We start from the raw sequence: 21,215 nt of genomic DNA on the forward strand, positions 1-21,215 counted from the left end.
ATGATCCAGAAGTCATCAACTTTCCAAAAGGTATCGCATAATGTCTAAACAACTAGAACGTTTAGCTGAATTCGAGCGCGAAAAAGAGCAGCGAGAAGCCCGATACTACAAACAGGCCCAACAGAACGTTAATCAGCAAAAGCAAAAGCTAACCAGTCTTGAGCAGTACCGCATTGACTACATAAAAGGTATTCAACAAACCGGTCAAGCAGGTGTTACCGCCACCTATTATCAGCAGCATTTATCCTTCGTTGGAAAACTGGATAAAGCATGCGAACAACAGATGCAAGTGATTGCTCGTGCACAAATGGCTGCGGATCAGCGAAAGCAACTGTGGTTAAAGCAACAACAAAAAGTGAAAGCTGTTACCTTGTTGCTAGATAAGAAAAAGTTGGCAGAGCAGAAAAAAGAAGCCAGAGCTGAGCAAGCCATGATGGATGAGTTTGCTACCCAACGATTTTTCAGAGCTAAGCGCTCGCCTTTCTGATAATTAGTCGAGCCTCTGCCACTTTGGCTCAACCCTTGCAAAAACCATTTCATAATGTACTAGCGCGACGTAATTACTTTGCAATCGCTACTACGGTAAATCATCGTTTCTTTGAGTTTCATCACACAGTATCGCGTTTGAAGTTCAGCGGGGGCGACTTAAGGCCGTAGCGAAAAATCATAGCGATGCATGCTAACTAAGCAATGCTAAGTGATTGTAATTAAAGTAAGCGTTGGTGGGTTTGCGATGAAATGGCATCAAGTTTTTTGTAATAAAACGCCACTTGAATCATTCGCATCTCAATACGTCTTCTTGGTGAAAGACGATTTAAATGTAGGACGGTAGGACAATATGCAACAAGTTGCCGCACATAAAACAGACATTGCCGCATTACCATTCTCTGCTTCTGGTACGGCGAAAGCCGTTGGAACGGGTATCGGAACTCAGCAACAAGCGAACAATGAAAATAACCAAGCATTTAACCGACTTTATCAAGACGCGAAAACGACCAAGTCAGATTTTGTTTTAAACGAAAAAGAAGATCAGGTTGCTCAATCTCGAACAGCAAACCGTTCGGACAGAGCGGCTCCCCAATCTTCAGTCTCCAGTGACACGATCAAAAATGGTAAAGACCGCGATGCGGGACATACAGATTTACCTGTTCGTGACGAAGTGACAGATATTCCAGCTGAGTCTGAAGCTGCCAATCATAATGCGAATCTAGAAGAAAACGAAACGCAGGGAACACAAGAGTTTGCACAAGACTCAGCAACAACAACGCAGCCCACGACTGACGGTGAAGAAAATACCAATTTGGCCATTGATGATGCTGAAGGTGCCGTGGAGCAAAAAGGCGTAACCGACACTCAGTTTGTGATTGGCGAAGGTGGCAAAAAAGATACCGAAGCTGGCGTTATCACCTCACCTGGCACGCCAGACGGAAAGCCAAGCAAAGACGATGGCGAGCCAGACTGGATTGCCTACGTTGAGACGGTAGCCAATCGTTTTGGAAAAAGTGATGAATCTTCAGGTGAATCAGGTACCACAGAAGATAAGGGTCTCTCTGAAGCTGCAGGCGAGGCAGTTAACGTCGTATCTATAAAAGAAAGCGGAAAACTATGGAAGCTTCCGGAGGATGTGGATGCGAGCGATATGCCATCGGTCATGGCTCATCTTTTGTCGCAACTTAATAGTAACAATGATGGTGAATTAGCCATCGAATCCCTGTCGTCTGAAGCACAACAAACACTCACTGCACTAACTTCACTTCTTATTGGTGGCAACGCTAACAATCAACAGAGTGGAAGTGATAGTGAAGCAAACAATGCGTCTTCAAATGCGCAAACCGATATCAATACTAATTCAGATAAAAAAGTAAAAAATGACAATGAGCTTTCAGCATTAATTGCCAAGCTCATGCAGACTGAGCACACAGAAAATCCCGAACAAGGTCTAGCGTCAGACACTGAAGCCGCAAATGCATTAAGCGGTATGTTAGAAACGTTAAATGGGCTATCTGAAAGCGGCAAAAAATCGGCCGATGAATCGCTCGTACTAAGTCTACTAGCAGATGAACTTAACAATATTCAGGCAAAATCTCTTGATGACAATCTCGCCGAGGCTCAAGAGTTATTGGCCGAGTTAACTTCAGAGGCAGCTGTTGTCGGCAGCGTGGCGGTAAATACAGCAGCATCAAGCGACGCTAAATCAGTATCGTCTGAGGGGCTGTCAAACGTTGATAACAGCGGCGAGCAAACCAAGGTAGTTGATTCTTTTGGTGCTACAGAAATTTCAAGCGACCTGCTTTCAGCGATAAGTGAGCTATCGCCACAAAGCGCGCAAAAGGCAACAGAAGCGTTTGCAGAGCGTGTAGTCGCGGCTCTGCCTGGTGGTGCACAGCAACAAGCGGTGAAGGCTAACATTATCGCTGGCATTAACGAGTTTCAGCAACAAGTCCAGCAAGGTAGAGAGCCTGGCATTGATTTATCAACTATTGTAGCCGATGCCGCAAAAGATGCTGCGGTAAGTGCTGATGTGGTTGCTTCAATGACAGCGCGTGTAGACGGTCAAGCCAGTCAATTCTTAAATTTGATGACGCAAACTCAAGCAAGTGCTCAACACGCAATTGCTGGATTGGTCAATCCAACTGAATCGGTTATGCAGGAAAACTCTCAGCTTCGCGCTGAAGCGTCAAAAACTCAGCAGCAGTTTGAAGGTTTTGATAAAGCGGTCAATATTCATAAGAGCGACGGCCAGCAGCAGCTTAGTGAGAAAATTCGCTGGATGGTTAATGCGCGAAATACCATGGCTGAAATTCGCTTAGATCCTCCCGAGCTTGGCAGTATGCAGGTGAGAGTAAATGTGGCGGGTGACGCTGCAAGCGTGAGCTTTGTTGTGCAATCACAGCAAGCTAAAGATGCGTTGGCCGATGCTATGCCTAAGCTAAGGGATATGCTCTCAGAACAAGGTATTGAGTTAGGCGACGCCCAAGTTAGGAAAGATAATTCTTCTGGTCAAGAAAATGGCCAGCAACTTGCAGGAAACAGTCACCAAGGTCAGGGAGCTGGGGATCGTGGAGAAAATGACGGTGTAGACGACACGGATGGCATGCGGGTTATTGAGCAGTCGATTTCGCGCGCGGACAAGGGCGGCATAGACTTTTACGCTTAACCACATCCCGTATGAATTATTACCAATAGGTCGCATAGAGAGAATACGTAAACGCTGCTATGTTTTGAATGAAAGGAGTGAGCAGTAGGTGATATTAGAGGGTAATAGGAAGCGTGAAGACGCAAAAAATTACCCGTACACATATTGTTTTCCTCAAATAATGGCATTGCCATTTTTGACGGAACCTTGATAATACGTTTTTTCCGAGCATTACTGACGAGTTACACATGGCTGAAGAAGAATTACAAGTAGAAGAAGGCGGTAAAAAGAAAGGCAAAATGATGTTGATCATCATTATCGCTGTGGTTCTTTTAGGAGGCGGTGCAGCTGCCTATTTCTTATTGTTTGCAGGCGGTGATGAGCCAGCAGCCGAACAGCTTGCAGAGACTGATGCCGCCGCAGCGGCTGCGAGCGCACCAGCATCAGCAGCAGGGAAAGCTGAAATGGGCACTGCGCTTTACGTAGCGATGCCGCGACCATTTGTTTTTAACGTGCCGGGCGCAGGAAGAGACAGGTTGGTTCAGATAAAAGTGCAGTTGCTTGTGCGCGGTTCTGACAATGAAGAGCTGGCGAAGACGCATATACCGCTAATTGAAGGGACATTACTACAGGCTTTTAGTACTTCAAACGCAGACGATCTGGTTACCGAAGCCGGTAAAATTGAGCTTCGCGAGCAGGCAGTAACTGAAGTACAAAAAGCATTAAAGGACATTACGGGCAGCGATGTAGTTGAGCGCGTATTGTTCACTGGGTTTGTCATGCAGTAATGCATTGACTAAGTAAGGTAGAAGACGGTGAGTGATTTATTATCTCAAGATGAAATCGATGCCCTATTACACGGGGTAGATGATGTAGAAGAAGAAGAGGTCGGCGGCAGCGACTCTGATGCTTCTACGCTCGAGTACGACTTCTCCTCGCAAGACAGAATTGTGCGTGGGCGTATGCCTACGCTTGAAATAGTTAATGAACGTTTCGCACGTCACATGCGTGTGAGTTTGTTCAACATGATGCGACGTTCAGCTGAAGTATCGATTAACGGTATTCAGATGATCAAGTTTGGCGAATATATTCATACGTTATTTGTTCCAACGAGTTTGAACATGGTGCGTTTCCGTCCGCTTAAAGGCACGGGACTTATCACCATGGAAGCCCGCTTGGTATTTATTCTGGTAGACAACTTCTTTGGCGGTGATGGACGTTATCATGCGAAGATTGAAGGCCGGGAGTTTACGCCAACGGAGCGCCGTATTATCCAGATGCTGCTTAAAATAATCTTTGAAGATTATAAAGAAGCCTGGGCACCGGTCATGGATGTGTCGTTTGAATATTTGGACTCAGAAGTAAACCCTGCGATGGCGAACATTGTGAGCCCGACCGAGGTGGTGGTCATCAGCTCGTTCCATATCGAACTAGATGGCGGCGGTGGCGACTTCCACGTGTCCTTGCCATACTCAATGTTAGAGCCCATTCGCGAATTGCTTGATGCAGGTGTTCAAAGCGATAAAGAAGATACAGACTTACGTTGGAGTAAGGCCCTTCGCGATGAAATCATGGACGTTAAGGTGGCGTTAACTACGCATATGCTAGACGTTGATGTACCGCTTCGCGATGTGATGGAGTTTAAACCTGGCGATATCATCCCTGTGGAGATGCCAGAAACCATCACAGTATTAATTGAAGATTTACCCACATTCAGGGCTAAATTAGGTCGCAGTCGCGACAATTTGGCACTGAAAATTGTAGAGAAGATTGCAAGACCGACTTCAGTGAAGTCTGAGCTACAGTTATTAACCCGCGGTGGGCGCATTATTGATAATGACGCAGAACTGCAAGTACTCGAAGAAGACCTGTAAGGTAGAGGGGAGTTCCCATGAGTGAAGACGGTATGGACGATTGGGCAGCGGCAATGGCCGAACAAGCCGAATCTGAAGCGGAACAAGAGGCTGGCGATAACGAAGACGTACAAGTTGCTGAACTTGACGAATTAACTGACGACGCGCCGATTACGCAAGAAGAAAAGAAAAAGCTAGATACCATTCTAGATATACCTGTGACTATTTCGATGGAAGTCGGTCGTAGTCAAATAAGTATCCGAAATCTGCTACAGTTGAACCAGGGTTCTGTGGTGGAGCTGGATCGTGTTGCCGGTGAGCCACTAGATGTATTAGTTAATGGCACGTTGATTGCTCATGGAGAAGTAGTAGTGGTCAACGACAAATTCGGTATTCGATTAACGGATGTTATTAGTCAAATTGAGAGAATCAAGAAGCTCAGATAAAACTTCTTATAAAGTAAGGGGTTGCGCAATGCTGCCCCTGTTATTTAGCCAGATAGCCGTCGCGCAGTCGACCCAGTCAATCACCAATCCCACGTCGGTACTGTCAATTTTCCTTTCTTTACTTGTCGTTGTTGGCGTCATTTTCGCTCTCGCTTATGTGATGCGTCGATTTAATGTCACTGCGATGGGTGGAAATCAAATGAAAGTCGCGGCCAGCATGGTTGTTGGCACAAAAGAAAAAATTATGGTGATTCAGGTAGGTGAAGAGCAGCACCTCATTGGTGTAACCAGTCACAACATCTCTCATTTAAGCAAATTGGATAAGAATCTCGATGTGCCTGTGAAAGGTGTGAACAAAACCACAGGCGAGCAGCAAAATGGCGCCGATGCGTTTAAACAAAAGCTCGTTGCTGCCATGGCGGGAAAGCTCAATCCCAACATAGAAAAGAATAAAACAAAGGAAGAGTCGAGAGATGCGTAAGTTTGCCTGGCTACTTTTAATACTGCCCTTATTACTTCTTGTTGAGCCCGCCTATGCTCAACAGGGGATTTCTGCAGTCACGGTGACAACCAATCAAGATGGTTCTCAAGACTACACGATGACGCTTCAAGCGCTGTTTATCATGACAGCGCTAAGCCTTATTCCTGCGTTTATCATGATGATGACCTCTTTCACGCGTATTATTGTGGTGTTGTCTATTCTGCGTCAGGCGATTGGCTTACAGCAATCACCGTCAAACCAGATACTCATTGGCGTTAGTTTGTTTCTATCCATGTTTATTATGGCGCCGGTGTTTGAAGAGGTGAATGAGCGGGCTCTGCAGCCCTATCTTAACGAGCAACTCACCAGTTTAGACGCTCTTGAACAAGCCAAAGGCCCCATGCGCGCGTTTATGCTTTCGCAAACACGGGTTAAAGACTTAGAAACGTTTGTACGGATAGCCGGAGACGAAGGAAAATACGCTGACACCAATGAAGTACCGCTGACCATCCTTATTCCCGCATTTGTAACCAGTGAACTTAAAACCGCGTTTCAAATTGGTTTTATGCTATTTATTCCCTTTCTCATCATTGACTTGGTGGTAGCGTCTATATTGATGGCCATGGGTATGATGATGCTTTCACCTATGATTGTATCCTTGCCGTTTAAACTCATGCTGTTCGTGTTAGTTGATGGTTGGAACCTGATATTCGGTACGTTGGCGACCAGTTTCGGTATGGGCGTCTAGGAGGGCTTATGTCACCAGAAGTCTTTGTAGAAATACTCCGGGAAGCCATGTTCATGGTTATCGTGTTGGTATCTGCGGTTATTGTTCCAAGCTTGATCGTGGGCTTAGTCGTCGCTGTATTTCAGGCCGCTACCAGTATCAACGAACAAACCATGAGCTTCTTACCGCGCTTACTTGTTACGCTTCTCGCGTTGAGTTGGGGCGGAAACTGGTTGGTGCAACAGCTTATGGACTTTACTTTCAGAATGGTTGATATGATCCCGCAGGTTGTGGGATAGAAGGCTAAAGCTGTGGAAGTCGAACTCGCGACCATTAATCAATTTCTTGCGGACATGCTGCTGCCGTTTATGCGCATTAGCGGCTTGTTTGTGGCCATGATTGGACTTAGTGCCAAGTCAATACCACCGCAGGTGAGAGCGCTGTTAGGCGTAATGCTGACACTGATTATCATGCCGGTGGTTCCCCCGTCACCCATAGAAAATTTAGTCGATGTGGGCACATTCTTAATTGTTATTCAGCAGTTGCTAATAGGCATTGCTATTGGTTTTATATCAATGATGGTGCTCAATACCTTTGTGCTTGCTGGCCAAGTTATAGCAATGCAAACCGGTTTGGGCTTTGCGTCTATTGTTGACCCAGTCAATGGTATTAACGTGCCGGCGGTAGGCCAGTTTTATCTGATATTGGCGACTTTGTTGTTTTGGACTTTGGATGGGCATTTGTCCATGATCCAAATGATAGTCATGAGCTTTGAGGCGTTTCCCATAGGCGAAGCATGGTGGACCGGTGAACAGTTTCGCGATATTGCCCATTGGGCCGGCTGGATGTTCATATCGGCAGTGACCCTTTCCCTTGCGCCAATCGTCTCGCTGCTTATCGTGAACTTGGCGTTTGGCGTAATGACCAAAGCTGCACCACAGCTAAACATTTTTAGTATTGGTTTTTCCATTGCTCAGGTAATGGGACTACTGATTATTTGGATAACACTAGATAACTTTACTGTACACTTCGAAACCCAATGGTTTAGAGCCGAACAGTTTATGTGTGAACTATTGAATATTTGTTCGTAGGAAAAAATGGCAGATTCAAGCGAAAAAACAGAAGACCCCACGGGGAAAAAACTCGAAGATGCCCGAAAAAAAGGGCAGCTAGCCCGATCCCGTGAACTCTCTACGACCCTAGTACTTATCGTCAGTGCTTTTATGTTCTTGTTTGTGGGCGGGTGGATTGCTGAATCTTTTTTTAAACTTACTCAGAGAATGTTCATTCTCTCTCGTGACGAAACCTATGATATCACCCACATGTTTGGCGCATGGGGTGAAGCCTTTTCGGCAGTAGGTCCTGCCGTGCTGCTATACATGGTTGTGGCAATGATAGCGGGCATTTACGGCTCTATCGCCCTTGGCGGTTTTAACTTTACCTGGGAAGGTGCAAAACCTAAGGGTTCAAAAATGAGCCCTATCCAAGGCTTCAAACGCATGTTTGGCATGAACGGCTTGGTAGAGTTACTTAAGTCTATTGCGAAAGTTGTAGCCATTATCGGCATGGCAATTGGGGCGTTACTGTTCTTTGAAGATGAAGCGCTCCACCTTGATATGGAGCTTTATCCGGGAAACATCTTTCACGCACTCGACATGCTTAAGTGGGCGTTTCTTATTCTGGTGTGCGGCATGATCCCTATCGCGCTCATTGATGTGCCTTATCAAATGTATAAGCACAACAAAGAAATGAAGATGACCAAGCAAGAGGTTAAAGACGAACGGAAAAATGCGGAAGGCGACCCTATGGTTAAAGGCCGAATTCGCCGTCTGCAATATCAGGCTGCAACCAAGCGCATGATGCAGGAAGTACCACAAGCAGACGTTGTCGTGACCAACCCTACTCACTTTTCTGTTGCTATTAAATATGACGAGAAGGGGGTAAGGGCGCCGGTTGTGGTCGCGAAAGGTGCTGATGAGCTAGCGATGCACATCAGAAAAATTGCTACCGCCAACGATGTGCCGTTGATCCCTTCACCCATGTTAGCGCGAGCCATTTTCTACTCCACTGAAGTGGACGATGAAATTCCTAACGCTTTATTTATGGCGGTAGCGCAGGTGCTCGCACATGTTTATCAGTTAAAAGCGCATAGAGCAGGTAAGGGCAAACGTCCTAAGCCACTTAAACGGGATTTGCCTATCCCACCAGAGTACCGACACTAACCCAACCGCTAAATGGGTTAAAATTGACTTTGAAGGTGGGACATAGGTATGTGCCCCCAACCAGCTAGCAAATTCTCCACACGCTGTCCGTAAGTTAGGTTGTTTAGATGCATGAGCTACATGACTAAAAGTCAGCATGATGACAAGGCTGACCCAACAAAACGTTGCAACACGGTTTTGTAGTACTACCATGAATAATCCTTTTAAAACGAAGAGTAGGCCCTAGGAATAGTGACGTAATTATAAACTGTTCGTATGTCCCTCGGATACAAAATCTTAATCGCTCTATACAAGTCACTGTAGACAGTAATCACGCATGATTACAGCTCAGATTTGGATAACTTTTGCGTAAAACACAAAGCTGGCACGTTAGTTGAAAACTCACTAGAAGATTCACATAAAGCGTCAATTTTCTGATAGAGAGACACCAAGCCATGCAGTTATCCGGTTATCTTCAGCGATTCGATAAAAATCAGCTGCAAAATTTTACCAGTGGTTTAGGCGCACCCATCGTCCTTTTGGCAATTATGGGCATGGTTATATTGCCTATGCCGCCATTCTTACTGGACGTGCTGTTTAGCTTTAATATTGCGTTGTCGCTAGTCATTATCTTGGTGGCTGTACTTACCCAGCGTCCAGTAGATTTCGGCATTTTCCCCTTGGTGTTACTTATCGCTACCGTATTGAGACTAGCGCTTAACGTGGCTTCTACTCGCGTTGTCTTACTTTACGGACATGAAGGCGGCGATGCAGCAGGTAAAGTTATCGAAGCCTTCGGTGAGGTCGTGATTGGTGGTAACTACGCCGTAGGTATTGTTGTTTTCGCCATTCTTCTTATTATCAACTTCAAAGTTGTAACCGCAGGCGCAGGACGTATTTCAGAAGTAAGCGCTCGCTTTACGTTAGATGCTATGCCCGGTAAGCAAATGGCCATAGATGCTGATTTAAATGCAGGGTATATAGATCAAGATCAAGCACGTAAACGCCGTGAAGAGATTACCGCAGAAGCGGATTTCTACGGGTCGATGGACGGTGCGTCAAAATTTGTAAAGGGTGATGCGGTCGCAGGCCTTTTCATCATGCTAATTAATATTGTTGGTGGTCTTTTTATCGGCATGATTCAGCACGGGCTTTCATTCGGTAACGCTATAGAAATCTACACCATATTGACCATCGGTGATGGTTTGGTGGCGCAAATTCCTTCATTGTTACTTTCGGTCGCTACAGCCATTATCGTTACTCGTGAAAACGAGACTCAGGAAATGGGCAAAGAAATCCGCGGTCAGCTTGGTAATAATCAAGCTCTTTATATAGCCTCGGGCGTTCTATTTGTGATGGGTATCATTCCTGGGATGCCTCATATCGCATTCTTAGGGTTCTCATTCTTGATTGCAGGCTTTGCTTACTGGCAGTCGGTCCAAGAAAAGAGAAAGGCCGCAGAGCCCAAAGTGCCAGACAATGTGGTAAAAGATGAATCGGTTGCGCCTGAAGTGAAAGAGCTTGGCTGGGATGATGTTCAGCAGGTAGATACCATCGGATTGGAAGTGGGCTATCGTTTAATTCCTCTTGTCGATAAATCCCAAGGTGGCGAGTTGTTGACGCGCATTAAAGGCGTACGTAAGAAACTATCGCAAGAGCTGGGTTTCCTTATTCCGCCTGTCCACATTCGCGATAACTTGGATTTAGAGCCCAACACTTACACCATCGCTATGCTAGGCGTAACGATTGGGGATTCCATCATCAGTCACGATGAAGAACTTGCTATTAATCCAGGGCAAGTGTTCGGTAAATTAGAAGGGCGTGCCACTAAAGACCCCGCGTTTGGCTTAGACGCAGTATGGATTAAGCCCAACAAACGGGAGCATGCACAAACCCTTGGGTACACAGTTGTAGACGCTGCGACCGTTGTAGCGACCCATTTAAGCCAATTACTTTCTAACAATGCATATCAATTATTAGGGCACGAGGAAGCGCAACAACTTCTTGATATGCTTGCCAAACAGCATCCGAAACTGGTTGAAGGGTTAGTACCAGACATCCTTCCGTTAAGCACCGTCGTGAAGGTACTGCAAACCTTATTGTTTGAAGGTGTGCCTATTCGCGATATGCGTACAATCGTTCAAACACTCAGTGAGTACGGCACGCGCAGCCAAGACCCCGATGTTTTAGTGTCTGCAGTGCGTATTGCCCTTAAACGTTTAATTGTCCAAGAAATTACTCAAGGTGCAAAAGAGATACCTGTCATAACCTTGGCGCCAGAGTTGGAACAGATGTTGCACCAGTCACTTCAAGCAGGTGGCGAAGATGGCGCTGGCATAGAACCAGGTCTGGCAGACAAGCTGCAAAAATCATTGCAGCAAGCCAGTCAGCAGCAAGAGTTAGAAGGAGAGCCTGCAGTACTCCTTACCTCAGGCATGCTACGACCCGTTCTGTCTCGCTTCTTAAAATATTCGGTTGTTGGGCTTCATGTTCTGTCTTACCAAGAAGTGCCTGACGACAAACAAATAAAAATAGTCAGTTCGGTCGGTCAATAATCTGACACTGGGTGATTGGAGAGGTTGCAATGAAAATTAGACGTTTCTTCGGCAAAGATATGCGTGAGGCATTAAGCCAAGTTAAAGCTGAATTGGGCAGTGACGCTGTGATCATGTCAAATCGCAAAGTCGCTGACGGTATTGAGCTTGTCGCAGCCTACGACAAAGAACCTGAAGCGAAGTTGTTTACGCCGAAAGCGTCTCCACAAGCAGCTGCAAAAACACCTGGCCAAAAGGCAGTGCCTAGCTTGAGCGAAATCATTGGTGACGACGGTCCTGATAGCCTTAAAGCACTGCTAGAAAAGCAGCACGGTGGAAATAATGGCGTGGCGAGTCCCGCGCAACCTAACCAACCAATGACAGCGAATGCTAAGCACGCCAATGAAATTGCTTCGCACTTAGACTTCTCAGAAGCCTTTATTGACGACGTAGAAGCCCAGCAGTCTTCTCATGAACCAGTTCGTCAGAACGCTTTCCCAGAGCATCAAGCGTCAAGTATGGATGATACCTCTGTGACGCAGTCAGCGGAGCTTGCGCAAATCAAGGAAGAGTTAGCGTCTCTTCGCGATGTATTGCAATATCAAGTGGCCGACTTGATGGAAGCTAAAAACAAACGTCAAAAACCTGTTCATCAATATCTAATCACCCGTTTAACCGATATGGGGTTAAGCAACGCGTTAGCGAAACAGCTTATTAGCTATACGCCGTCACATTACAACGAACGAGATGCATGGGTATATCTTCTTAACCTATTGGCTAATCGCATAAATGTGACAGGAAACGATATACTTAGCGCACAAGGTGCTGTTGCATTAGTAGGACCAACAGGTACCGGTAAAACAACTACCGTTGCGAAACTTGCTGCCCGCTATGCGCAAAAATACGGTGCAGAGTCGGTTGCGATGATTACCATCGATACGTATAGAATTGCCGCCTATGAGCAGCTAGCGACATACGGAAAGATTATTGGCTGCACGGTGAGAAAAGCGCAGACTAGTGAAGAACTTGCGGATTTATTATTCCAACTTCGTCATAAGCGACTAGTATTGATTGATACGGCTGGATTTAGTCAAAGAGACAGTCGATTAATTAAACAAATTAAGCAGTTTGATAACGGACAAATGCCAAATGTTAAAAAATATTTGGTAGCGCAAGCAAATACGCAATATCCTGCTTTGCAGAGAATCATTCAAGCGTATGATGATATTGAACTAAGTGGCTGTATTTTCACAAAGTTAGATGAGTGCTACTCTTTAGGAGAGGTGCTTAGTGCAGCGGTTGAATACCAATTACCGGTTAGTTATGTCACCGATGGTCAAAAAGTACCTGAAGACATTAAGATTGCAGAAGCGAAATCTTTGGTTTCCGCTGCTGCAAAGCTTTATAAAAAGTACGGTTTGAATCATACTAGTGGTAACAACGCAATTAAAACAGCATAAGCAGTATGATTGACGACCAAGCGAGTAGCTTAAGAAAAATGAAGCAATCACGGTTAATCAAAGTAATCGCCGTCACCGGTGGCAAAGGTGGCGTAGGTAAAACAAACATTACATTGAACACCGCTATCGCCATGGCGAAGCAAGGTAAACGTGTAATGGTTCTCGATGCGGACCTCGGTCTTGCTAACGTAGACGTTATGTTAGGTTTGCGTGTTGAGAAAAACTTATCCCACGTGCTTTCCGGCGAATGTACACTTGATGAAGTACTAGTGACCGGTCCGCACGGAATAAAGATTGCCCCTGCCACATCAGGCACGCAGTCGATGGCAGAATTGTCGCCAACGCAACACGCTGGCCTAATTCGTGCCTTTAGTGAGCTTCGCTCGCAAATTGACGTGCTAATCGTTGATACAGCGGCAGGTATTTCAGACATGGTGTTGAGCTTTTCAAAAGCCTCACAAGACATCATGGTCGTTGTGTGTGACGAGCCTACTTCATTGACAGATGCTTATGCATTGATAAAAATTCTGAATAGAGAGCACGGTGTTTTCCGCTTCAAAGTTGTGGCTAATATGGTGCGCGACGTGCGAGAAGGCCAAGAGCTATTTAGTAAATTAAGCAAAGTGACAGGGCGTTTTTTAGATGTTGCACTAGAATTAGTGGCGACAGTACCGTTTGACGAGAACATTCGTAAAGCAGTGCGTAAACAAACAGCCATTGTCGATGCTTACCCAGGTTCACCGGCAGCCGTTGCAATAACACAGTTGGCGAGTAAAGCCTTAACATGGCCTATTCCAGCGCAGCCAGGTGGCCATTTAGAGTTTTTCATTGAACAATTAGTTGCAGAAAAAGCCGTAGGAAGTCAGCGTTGAACAGCAAGGCAGCCGCTTATCAACAACAAACCGATAAAGCGCAGTTAGTCGAAAGACATGCGCCATTGGTTAAGCGTATAGCGCATCACTTGATAGCGCGATTGCCGGCTAGTGTTCTTGTAGACGATTTAATTCAATCAGGCATGATTGGATTATTAGAAGCCGCGCGAAACTTTGACGGTTCAAAAGGAGCCAGCTTTGAAACGTTTGCCGGTATACGCATTCGCGGTGCTATGCTAGACGAAATTCGCAAAGGGGATTGGACACCGCGTTCAGTTCACCGAAATGGCCGAGCGATCACTGAAGCAATTTCGCAAGTAGAAAGCGAAACAGGCCGCGATGCTAGAGATTCTGATATTGCTGATAAGCTTAATGTAAGCTTGCAGGACTATCACCAAATGCTTAATGAAGTAAATGCCGGAAAGCTGGTAGGTATTGAAGATTTAGGTGTGTCAGAAGATGTTATTTCGACAGAGCAAAATCGAGGTAGCGACGCACCACTGGAAGATTTGATGCAAGGCGCTTTCCAAAAAGCGCTTGCCCATGCAATTACGACATTACCTGAAAGAGAAGCGATTGTACTTTCGCTGTATTATGATGAAGAGCTGAACCTAAGAGAAATTGGTGAGGTTCTTGATGTAAGTGAATCGAGAGTCAGTCAAATTCACAGTCAGGCCATGTTAAAACTCAAATCACGAATGAAGTCGTGGCAAGCTGACGAAGAATAGAAATTAATAAAAATTAACCCCTCACTGGAGGCTATTTTGGACAAAAGCATGAAAATTCTCGTGGTCGATGATTTTTCTACCATGAGACGTATCATCAAAAACCTACTTAAAGATTTGGGTTTTTCCAACATCCAGGAAGCGGATGACGGAAGTACTGCATTGCCTATGTTGCAGCAAGGTGATTTCGATTTCGTAGTTACCGATTGGAACATGCCTGGAATGCAGGGTATTGACTTGCTTCGCGCGATTAGAGCCGATGACAAGCTCAAGCACCTACCAGTACTTATGGTTACTGCTGAAGCGAAGAAAGAGCAAATTGTTGCCGCCGCGCAAGCAGGTGTTAATGGCTACGTTGTTAAGCCGTTCACTGCAGCAACACTTAAAGAAAAATTAGATAAAATATTCGAACGTTTAGGTTGATCCAGACGCTCACCAGAGAAATGAGGTTTACTGGATGTCAACGAATGTAAACGTTCCAATTTCGTTGGAAGAAGCAAAACAGCTTGTCACCTACCTTGAAGAGGGTGACAACGCTTCAGCCAATGCCCTATTAGAAGCGGCCTCAATGAAAGAAAACGTTGAGTTATTTGCTGAAGTAGGGAAACTGACGCGTCAGCTCCATGACGCGCTGAATAATTTCCAAATAGACGACCGCATTAAAAATCTCGCGACCGATGATATTCCCGATGCACAATCCCGCCTAACCTACGTAATTGAAGAAACTGAAAAAGCTGCTAATACTACTATGGATGCCGTTGAAGCGAGCATGCCTATAGCTGAAATGCTGTCGGCGCGCATCGAAAAGGTTATGCCTGAGTGGAAGAAGCTGATGAATCGCCAAATAGAGTTGGGTGAATTCAAGGCTTTATGCGCAGACTTAGACGAATTGTTGGAAGAAGGTTCGGCACAGTCAGCTAAACTTACACAGTTACTTACAGAAGTATTGATGGCTCAAGGTTATCAAGACTTAACTGGTCAGGTTATTCGCCGCGTTATCGACTTGGTTAAAGAAGTGGAAGACAGCTTAGTTAACATGCTTACCATGTTTGGTGAACGCGACGGTGCAGAACAAACTAAACCATCTAGCGTTAAGGCCGATAAGGTTGATGGTGTAGAGGCAGAAGGCCCTATCATTGATGCCGATAAGCGCGACGACGTCGTGTCAGGCCAAGATGATGTAGATGATCTTCTGTCTAGCTTAGGTTTTTAGGGGAGCGGGCGCATGTCGTTTGATGTTGACGAGGATATATTACAGGACTTTCTAGTTGAGGCTGGAGAGATACTTGAACAATTACAAGAACAGCTCGTTGATCTTGAGAACAATCCTGAAGATGCGGATTTGCTAAATGCAATTTTCCGTGGTTATCACACAGTTAAAGGGGGAGCAGGGTTCCTGTCTCTTACCGAGTTAGTAGAAATTTGTCACGGTGCGGAAAACGTCTTTGACGTAATGCGTAACGGTCAACGAACACTAACCCCTGAACTGATGGATATTATTCTGCAAGCCACAGATGTGGTGGTTGAAATGTTTGAACGAGTGAAAGCTCGGGATCCATTAGAGCCAGCAGATGCACACCTAGTAGACTTGTTACACAAACTAAGTCGCCCGGAATCTCCAGATGAGAATATTTTTGGTGAACAAAGCGCGCCGGTGTCAGAACCTGAGCCCGCGATTGAAGAGCCAGAATTAGTTGTTGAAGAGCCTACTGCACAGGCACCAAGTTCTGGTGATAGCGGCGGTATTGACGAAATCACTGAAGATGAGTTTGAAGCGCTGCTTGATGAGCTTCATGGCTCTGGGGCACCAGGACAGTCCTCAGCGGCTAAAAGCGAACCTGCAAAGGCTGCTGCACCTGCTGCCGCTAGTGATAACGACGATATCACCGACGAAGAATTTGAAGCGCTGCTCGATGATTTACATGGCAAAGGCAAGTTTGGTGGTGAAGAAGCTGCGCCAAAGGCAAATGCACCAGCTCCAGCTCCAGCACCAGTTACGCCGAGTGAAGCTGGTGATGAAGAAATCACCGATGACGAATTTGAAGCACTGCTTGACCAACTGCATGGCTCAGGGCAAGGGCCTACCAAGCAGGGAGCCGTTTCAAAGGCGCCAGAGCCTCCTGTAGATAAGGCAGCAACAGAAGCGGTTCAAAAAGCGAAACAAGCAGCGCCAGCTGCGCCAAAAGCGACGCCTGCTCCTAGCGCCGCAGCGCCAGCTAAAGCAAGCACACCTGCTGCACCAAAAGCAGCGCCTAAAAAAGATGAGAAGAAGGCGGCACCAGCTGCGCCTCCTGCTGAGACTACAGTACGTGTAGATACCAAGCGCCTTGACCAAATTATGAACATGGTGGGTGAACTCGTACTAGTGAGAAACAGGCTAATAAGCTTGGGTATCAACAGTAACGACGAAAGCATGTCCAAAGCCATTGCCAACTTAGATGTGGTAACGGGCGACTTGCAAGGTGCGGTAATGAAAACCCGCATGCAACCTATCAAGAAGGTGTTTGGTCGTTTCCCTCGCGTTGTTCGAGACCTCGCTAGAAGCTTGAAAAAAGAAATAACCCTTGAGCTTGTAGGTGAGGAAACTGATTTAGACAAAAACCTGGTTGAAGCACTGGCCGATCCACTTGTGCATTTGGTGAGAAACTCCGTCGACCATGGTATTGAAATGCCTGATGATCGTGCTGCAGCGGGTAAACCGCGCATGGGTACGGTTCAGCTATCGGCATCTCAAGAAGGCGATCATATTCTTCTAACCATCGAAGATGATGGTAAAGGAATGGATCCTGAAAAGCTTAAAGAAATTGCTATTAGTCGCGGTGTACTAGACGCAGACGCAGCTGCACGGATGTCGGATGTTGAAGCGTTTAACTTGATATTCGCGCCAGGGTTCTCAACCAAAACAGAAATTAGTGATATTTCTGGTCGCGGTGTGGGCATGGACGTGGTTAAGACTAAAATTAACCAACTTAACGGCACCGTGAACATAGATTCACAGCTAGGAAAAGGCACGCGACTGGATATCAAAGTTCCGCTAACGCTAGCCATTCTTCCGACGCTAATGATTGTTGTAGGAAAACAAACCTTTGCGTTACCATTAGGTGCGGTGAACGAAATAATAAATATGGACATCAAAAAGACCAACACGGTCGATGGCCAGCTAACAATGATAGTTCGTTCAAAAGCAATTCCGTTGTTCTTCCTTGGTGAATGGTTGATTCGAGGTCCCAAAAACATCGATAGAGAAAAGGGACACGTTGTTGTAGTGCAAATTGGTACACAACAAGTAGGATTCGTAGTAGACGCGCTAATAGGCCAAGAAGAAGTGGTTATTAAACCTCTTGATGCATTATTGCAAGGCACGCCTGGTATGGCGGGAGCCACGATTACATCAGACGGTGGAATTGCACTAATTTTAGATATTCCGAGCCTGCTTAAACGGTATGCGCGTAAACCCATCAAGTAAGGCGATGAATTAACAGGAATAATAATCCATGGTCTTTAAAGTCCTTGTCGTGGACGACTCGACTTTTTATCGTCGTCGAGTAAAAGAAATACTCGATGGCGATAGGGAACTTGAAGTTGTTGGGGAAGCGAGAAATGGGCGCGATGCACTCGAAAAAGCAGAAGCGCTTAAGCCGGATGTGATAACGATGGATGTTGAAATGCCTGTCATGGACGGCATTTCAGCTGTAAAGGCCATAATGGACAAGCGGCCTACACCTATTCTAATGTTTTCTTCGCTTACGCATCATGGTGCGCAAGCGACATTAGATGCGTTAGAAGCGGGCGCGCTCGATTTCTTACCGAAGAAATTTGAAGATATCGCGCAGGACAGAAAAGACGCATCGCGCTTGTTGTGTACAAAAGTACGCTTAATAGCGCGTCGTGGTATTGGTCTTAAGCGTCCGTCGTTTCGCTCTACAGAGGCAAGAAAGCTTCCTGATAATGCGCCAAAGCAGGCGTTTTTTAAAACATCAGGGTTGCTATCAGGGCATAAAGACGCAGCCAAACAACCAACCGTTTCGTCTGTAAGAGCGACGGGAAAGCACTACAAGTGTTTGGCAATTGGGGCTTCTACAGGCGGGCCTGTGGCGCTTCAAAAAGTGCTGTCTCCTTTACCTGCAGAGTTTCCATACCCCATTTTGCTTGTACAACACATGCCTGGAACATTTACTACGGCATTTGCACAGCGTTTAGACACAAACTGTAAGATTAGAGTAAAAGAAGCCGAGCACGGCGACATTCTAAAGCCAGGTCATGCGTATCTTGCTCCCGGTGGGAAGCAAATGTTGCTAGAAACCATAGGTGCGAATAAACGCATTGCCATTGTTGATGCAAGTGCGAGTGACAAGGTGAATTATAAGCCCAGTGTTGATCTCACTTTCAGTTCTCTGGCTAAAGCTTATGGTGGGGATGTATTAGGAATTATATTAACGGGTATGGGAGCTGACGGCAGAGAAGGATGCCGAATGCTCAAGGAAAAAGGCGCAACGATTTGGGCTCAAGACCAAGATTCCTGTGTTGTGTACGGTATGCCTCAAGCCGTAGCCGTTGCCAATATATCCAGTAAAAATATAAACATTGATGATATGAGCAGTTGCGTTCAAACCGAAATGCGATAGCAGTTTGAACAGTAATGGAACAGCAAATATGAAAGTGTGGACAGTAGCGAATCAGAAAGGTGGTGTAGGAAAGACTACCACTACGGTGAGCCTTGGCGGCTTGCTTGCACAGCAAGGCAAGCGAGTGCTCATGATTGATACTGATCCACATGCATCGCTGAGTTATTACTTCGGTATCGATGCAGAAGCGTCAAGTCATTCAGTTTACGATATTTTTATTAAGTCTAATGACATTACGGCCGATAATGTTATGGATTGTCTGTGCCCGACAAAGTTAGACAACTTATATGTGCTTCCTGCAACAATGGCGCTCGCGACCTTAGATAGAACGATGGGTAGCGAACAAGGTATGGGCTTAGTCCTAAAAAAAGCGTTGGCAAAAATCGCAGGAGAATTTGATGTTGCTATCATCGATTGCCCTCCAGTGCTTGGGGTGCTGATGGTTAACGCTCTTGCAGCGTGTGACAAGGTTATCGTGCCTACCCAAACGGAATATCTGGCGCTTAAAGGGCTAGACAGAATGATTCGTACCATGGAAATCATGGGACGTTCGTTGGACAAATCCTTTGATACTGTGATTATTCCAACTATGTTTGATAAGCGCACTAACGCGGCGCTTGCATCGCGAAAGCGCTTAATGAATGACTATGGTGAGCGCGTGTGGGAAGGAGTTATTCCCGTCGACACGCACTTCAGGGATGCAAGTTTAGTACAGCTTCCCATTTCCGCAGCGTACCCCAAAACACGTGGTGTGTCTGCGTACGAGAAACTATTAGCGGTATTGGAGAAATAACGAGAACATGAGCAAGCAATCGCCTTTTGCCCGTGAAGAAGTGATGGAGGCATACCTTGATAGCCTCCTCAAAGAGCCAGAAGCACCGGAAGATGTGACTGCGCGCACGGCAAAATTGCTCGAGCAGGCTTCTCAGCAGATGGCTGAGACGGCGCTTGCTTCTACCGTCAATGAAAGTGAGCCGCAATCGAATGAACAAGAAGCGATAGCGGAAAAGGTTACATCGTTAATTGAAACGCAAAAAGCAGAGACAATTGAAGATGAACAGCAACAGTCTCACGCAGAAACTTTAGTAGAAAATGAACAAGAAGCTGCGTTAAACCGCGCTGAAAAAACAAAAGTTCCACTAAAGGATACTCTCGGTTTTCGCTTTCAGGCGCTATTCTTTGAGGTTGCAGGGTTAACACTTGCGGTGCCTTTGACGTCGCTAGGTGGGATCCACCAAATTGAGAAGATTGGCCCTTTATTTGGAAAACCTGATTGGTTTATGGGTGTAATGTTGCACAGAGAGTCTAAACTAAGTGTTGTTGACTCTGCAAAATGGGTAATGCCAGAAAAATATGACGAAAACCTCGCACAATCGCTTAACTACCGATATCTTATAATGTTAGGGGAAAGTGCGTGGGGTCTGGCTAGTGAAAAGCTAGTCAATACGGTCAATTTGACTACCGATGATGTTAAATGGCGCGAGTCCACAGGTAAGCGTCCCTGGTTAGCAGGGATGGTTAAAGAAAAAATGTGCGCGTTAATTGACGTTGAAGAATTAATATCTATGCTTAACAAAGGCTTAGGCAGTAACGACCAGACGCCATAGTATTGGGAGCCAGGTTCATGAGCGACGAAAGAATAAATAATAACGCCACCGACAGCAACGACGAAGTCCTTCAATGGGTAACGTACCGCTTAGGTGAAGAAACTTACGGTATCAACGTGATGCAAGTTCAAGAGGTCTTGCGTTATACCGAAATAGCCCCTGTACCCGGTGCACCTGACTATGTACTTGGTATTATCAATCTGCGTGGTAACGTAGTAACGGTTATTGATACACGTGCTCGTTTCGGATTACCGCCAACAGAAATTACTGACAATACCCGTATCGTTATTATTGAGTCTGACGAGCAGGTGGTTGGTATTCTGGTGGATAGTGTCGCTGAGGTGGTTTACTTGAAATCTTCAGAGATTGACAGTGCCCCTAACGTAGGTACTGAAGAGAGTGCTAAGTTTATCCAAGGTGTAAGTAATCGCGACGGCGAACTGCTTATTCTTGTAGATCTTAATAAATTGTTAAGCGACGAAGAGTGGGATGAGCTTAGCAACATCTAAATAAATGAATAGGCGGTATTGATTATAATATTGCCTACA

Annotated in this window: 21 protein-coding genes; all 21 read left to right on the forward strand. The window is 45.8% G+C overall.

Going from position 1 to position 21,215, the window contains the following annotated elements; genetic code table 11:
• The first annotated feature begins 40 nt into the window (after window positions 1-40).
• The 21 genes from fliJ (at window position 41) to MHN09_RS00895 (ending at window position 21,176) form a co-directional block, all read left to right on the forward strand.
• Window positions 41-487, forward strand: coding sequence for a flagellar export protein FliJ (gene fliJ, locus MHN09_RS00795; protein WP_014948635.1), 447 nt, complete (start codon window positions 41-43; stop codon window positions 485-487).
• Window positions 488-838: 351 nt separating this feature from the next.
• Window positions 839-3,157: a flagellar hook-length control protein FliK gene (locus MHN09_RS00800; RefSeq protein WP_239238615.1), complete on the forward strand. Its 2,319-nt coding sequence runs from the start codon at window positions 839-841 to the stop codon at window positions 3,155-3,157.
• 227 nt (window positions 3,158-3,384) lie between these two features.
• The gene (gene fliL / locus MHN09_RS00805; protein ID WP_014948637.1) at window positions 3,385-3,924 is read left to right on the forward strand and encodes a flagellar basal body-associated protein FliL; all 540 of its coding nucleotides are present in this window, start codon (window positions 3,385-3,387) and stop codon (window positions 3,922-3,924) included.
• A 27-nt stretch (window positions 3,925-3,951) separates the two neighbouring features.
• Complete coding sequence (gene fliM, locus MHN09_RS00810; protein ID WP_014948638.1) at window positions 3,952-5,010, forward strand: flagellar motor switch protein FliM; 1,059 nt, start codon at window positions 3,952-3,954, stop codon at window positions 5,008-5,010.
• A 17-nt stretch (window positions 5,011-5,027) separates the two neighbouring features.
• Window positions 5,028-5,435, forward strand: a complete 408-nt coding sequence (gene fliN / locus MHN09_RS00815) for a flagellar motor switch protein FliN (RefSeq protein ID WP_014948639.1) — start codon at window positions 5,028-5,030, stop codon at window positions 5,433-5,435.
• A 28-nt stretch (window positions 5,436-5,463) separates the two neighbouring features.
• The gene (gene fliO / locus MHN09_RS00820) at window positions 5,464-5,916 is read left to right on the forward strand and encodes a flagellar biosynthetic protein FliO (protein ID WP_014948640.1); all 453 of its coding nucleotides are present in this window, start codon (window positions 5,464-5,466) and stop codon (window positions 5,914-5,916) included.
• Window positions 5,909-6,664 (forward strand): flagellar type III secretion system pore protein FliP, encoded by a 756-nt coding sequence (gene fliP / locus MHN09_RS00825; protein ID WP_014948641.1) that lies wholly within the window; start codon window positions 5,909-5,911, stop codon window positions 6,662-6,664. Before fliO ends, fliP begins: the two co-directional genes overlap by 8 nt.
• An 8-nt stretch (window positions 6,665-6,672) precedes the next feature.
• Entirely contained in the window at window positions 6,673-6,942 is a 270-nt protein-coding gene (gene fliQ / locus MHN09_RS00830) for a flagellar biosynthesis protein FliQ (RefSeq protein WP_012517675.1), read from the forward strand.
• A 12-nt stretch (window positions 6,943-6,954) separates the two neighbouring features.
• Window positions 6,955-7,734 (forward strand): flagellar biosynthetic protein FliR, encoded by a 780-nt coding sequence (gene fliR / locus MHN09_RS00835; protein WP_239238617.1) that lies wholly within the window; start codon window positions 6,955-6,957, stop codon window positions 7,732-7,734.
• A gap of 6 nt (window positions 7,735-7,740) precedes the next feature.
• Window positions 7,741-8,865, forward strand: a complete 1,125-nt coding sequence (gene flhB, locus MHN09_RS00840; RefSeq protein ID WP_239238619.1) for a flagellar biosynthesis protein FlhB — start codon at window positions 7,741-7,743, stop codon at window positions 8,863-8,865.
• 434 nt (window positions 8,866-9,299) lie between these two features.
• A complete protein-coding gene (gene flhA, locus MHN09_RS00845) occupies window positions 9,300-11,399 on the forward strand; it encodes a flagellar biosynthesis protein FlhA (protein WP_039224872.1) in 2,100 nt (699 codons plus the stop codon).
• A gap of 29 nt (window positions 11,400-11,428) precedes the next feature.
• A complete protein-coding gene (gene flhF, locus MHN09_RS00850; protein ID WP_014948647.1) occupies window positions 11,429-12,838 on the forward strand; it encodes a flagellar biosynthesis protein FlhF in 1,410 nt (469 codons plus the stop codon).
• 5 nt (window positions 12,839-12,843) lie between these two features.
• Window positions 12,844-13,710 (forward strand): MinD/ParA family protein, encoded by an 867-nt coding sequence (locus tag MHN09_RS00855; RefSeq protein ID WP_014948648.1) that lies wholly within the window; start codon window positions 12,844-12,846, stop codon window positions 13,708-13,710.
• On the forward strand, window positions 13,707-14,438 hold the full coding sequence (locus tag MHN09_RS00860) for an RNA polymerase sigma factor FliA (RefSeq protein WP_014948649.1): 732 nt from the start codon (window positions 13,707-13,709) through the stop codon (window positions 14,436-14,438). The genes MHN09_RS00855 and MHN09_RS00860 overlap by 4 nt, the downstream gene beginning before the upstream one ends.
• A 36-nt stretch (window positions 14,439-14,474) precedes the next feature.
• Window positions 14,475-14,858, forward strand: a complete 384-nt coding sequence (cheY, locus tag MHN09_RS00865; protein ID WP_012517682.1) for a chemotaxis response regulator CheY — start codon at window positions 14,475-14,477, stop codon at window positions 14,856-14,858.
• 34 nt (window positions 14,859-14,892) lie between these two features.
• Entirely contained in the window at window positions 14,893-15,648 is a 756-nt protein-coding gene (locus MHN09_RS00870; RefSeq protein WP_014948650.1) for a protein phosphatase CheZ, read from the forward strand.
• A gap of 12 nt (window positions 15,649-15,660) precedes the next feature.
• Window positions 15,661-17,901 (forward strand): chemotaxis protein CheA, encoded by a 2,241-nt coding sequence (locus tag MHN09_RS00875; RefSeq protein ID WP_239238621.1) that lies wholly within the window; start codon window positions 15,661-15,663, stop codon window positions 17,899-17,901.
• 28 nt (window positions 17,902-17,929) lie between these two features.
• A complete protein-coding gene (locus tag MHN09_RS00880) occupies window positions 17,930-19,060 on the forward strand; it encodes a chemotaxis response regulator protein-glutamate methylesterase (protein ID WP_014948651.1) in 1,131 nt (376 codons plus the stop codon).
• A 28-nt stretch (window positions 19,061-19,088) separates the two neighbouring features.
• Complete coding sequence (locus tag MHN09_RS00885; protein ID WP_014948652.1) at window positions 19,089-19,853, forward strand: ParA family protein; 765 nt, start codon at window positions 19,089-19,091, stop codon at window positions 19,851-19,853.
• A gap of 7 nt (window positions 19,854-19,860) precedes the next feature.
• The gene (locus tag MHN09_RS00890) at window positions 19,861-20,667 is read left to right on the forward strand and encodes a chemotaxis protein CheW (RefSeq protein ID WP_039234257.1); all 807 of its coding nucleotides are present in this window, start codon (window positions 19,861-19,863) and stop codon (window positions 20,665-20,667) included.
• Between the two features lie 17 nt (window positions 20,668-20,684).
• The gene (locus MHN09_RS00895; RefSeq protein WP_014948654.1) at window positions 20,685-21,176 is read left to right on the forward strand and encodes a chemotaxis protein CheW; all 492 of its coding nucleotides are present in this window, start codon (window positions 20,685-20,687) and stop codon (window positions 21,174-21,176) included.
• The last annotated feature ends 39 nt before the right edge of the window (window positions 21,177-21,215 follow it).

This window comes from Alteromonas sp. MmMcT2-5, assembly GCF_022348315.1.
In the GTDB taxonomy this organism is placed as follows: domain Bacteria; phylum Pseudomonadota; class Gammaproteobacteria; order Enterobacterales; family Alteromonadaceae; genus Alteromonas; species Alteromonas macleodii.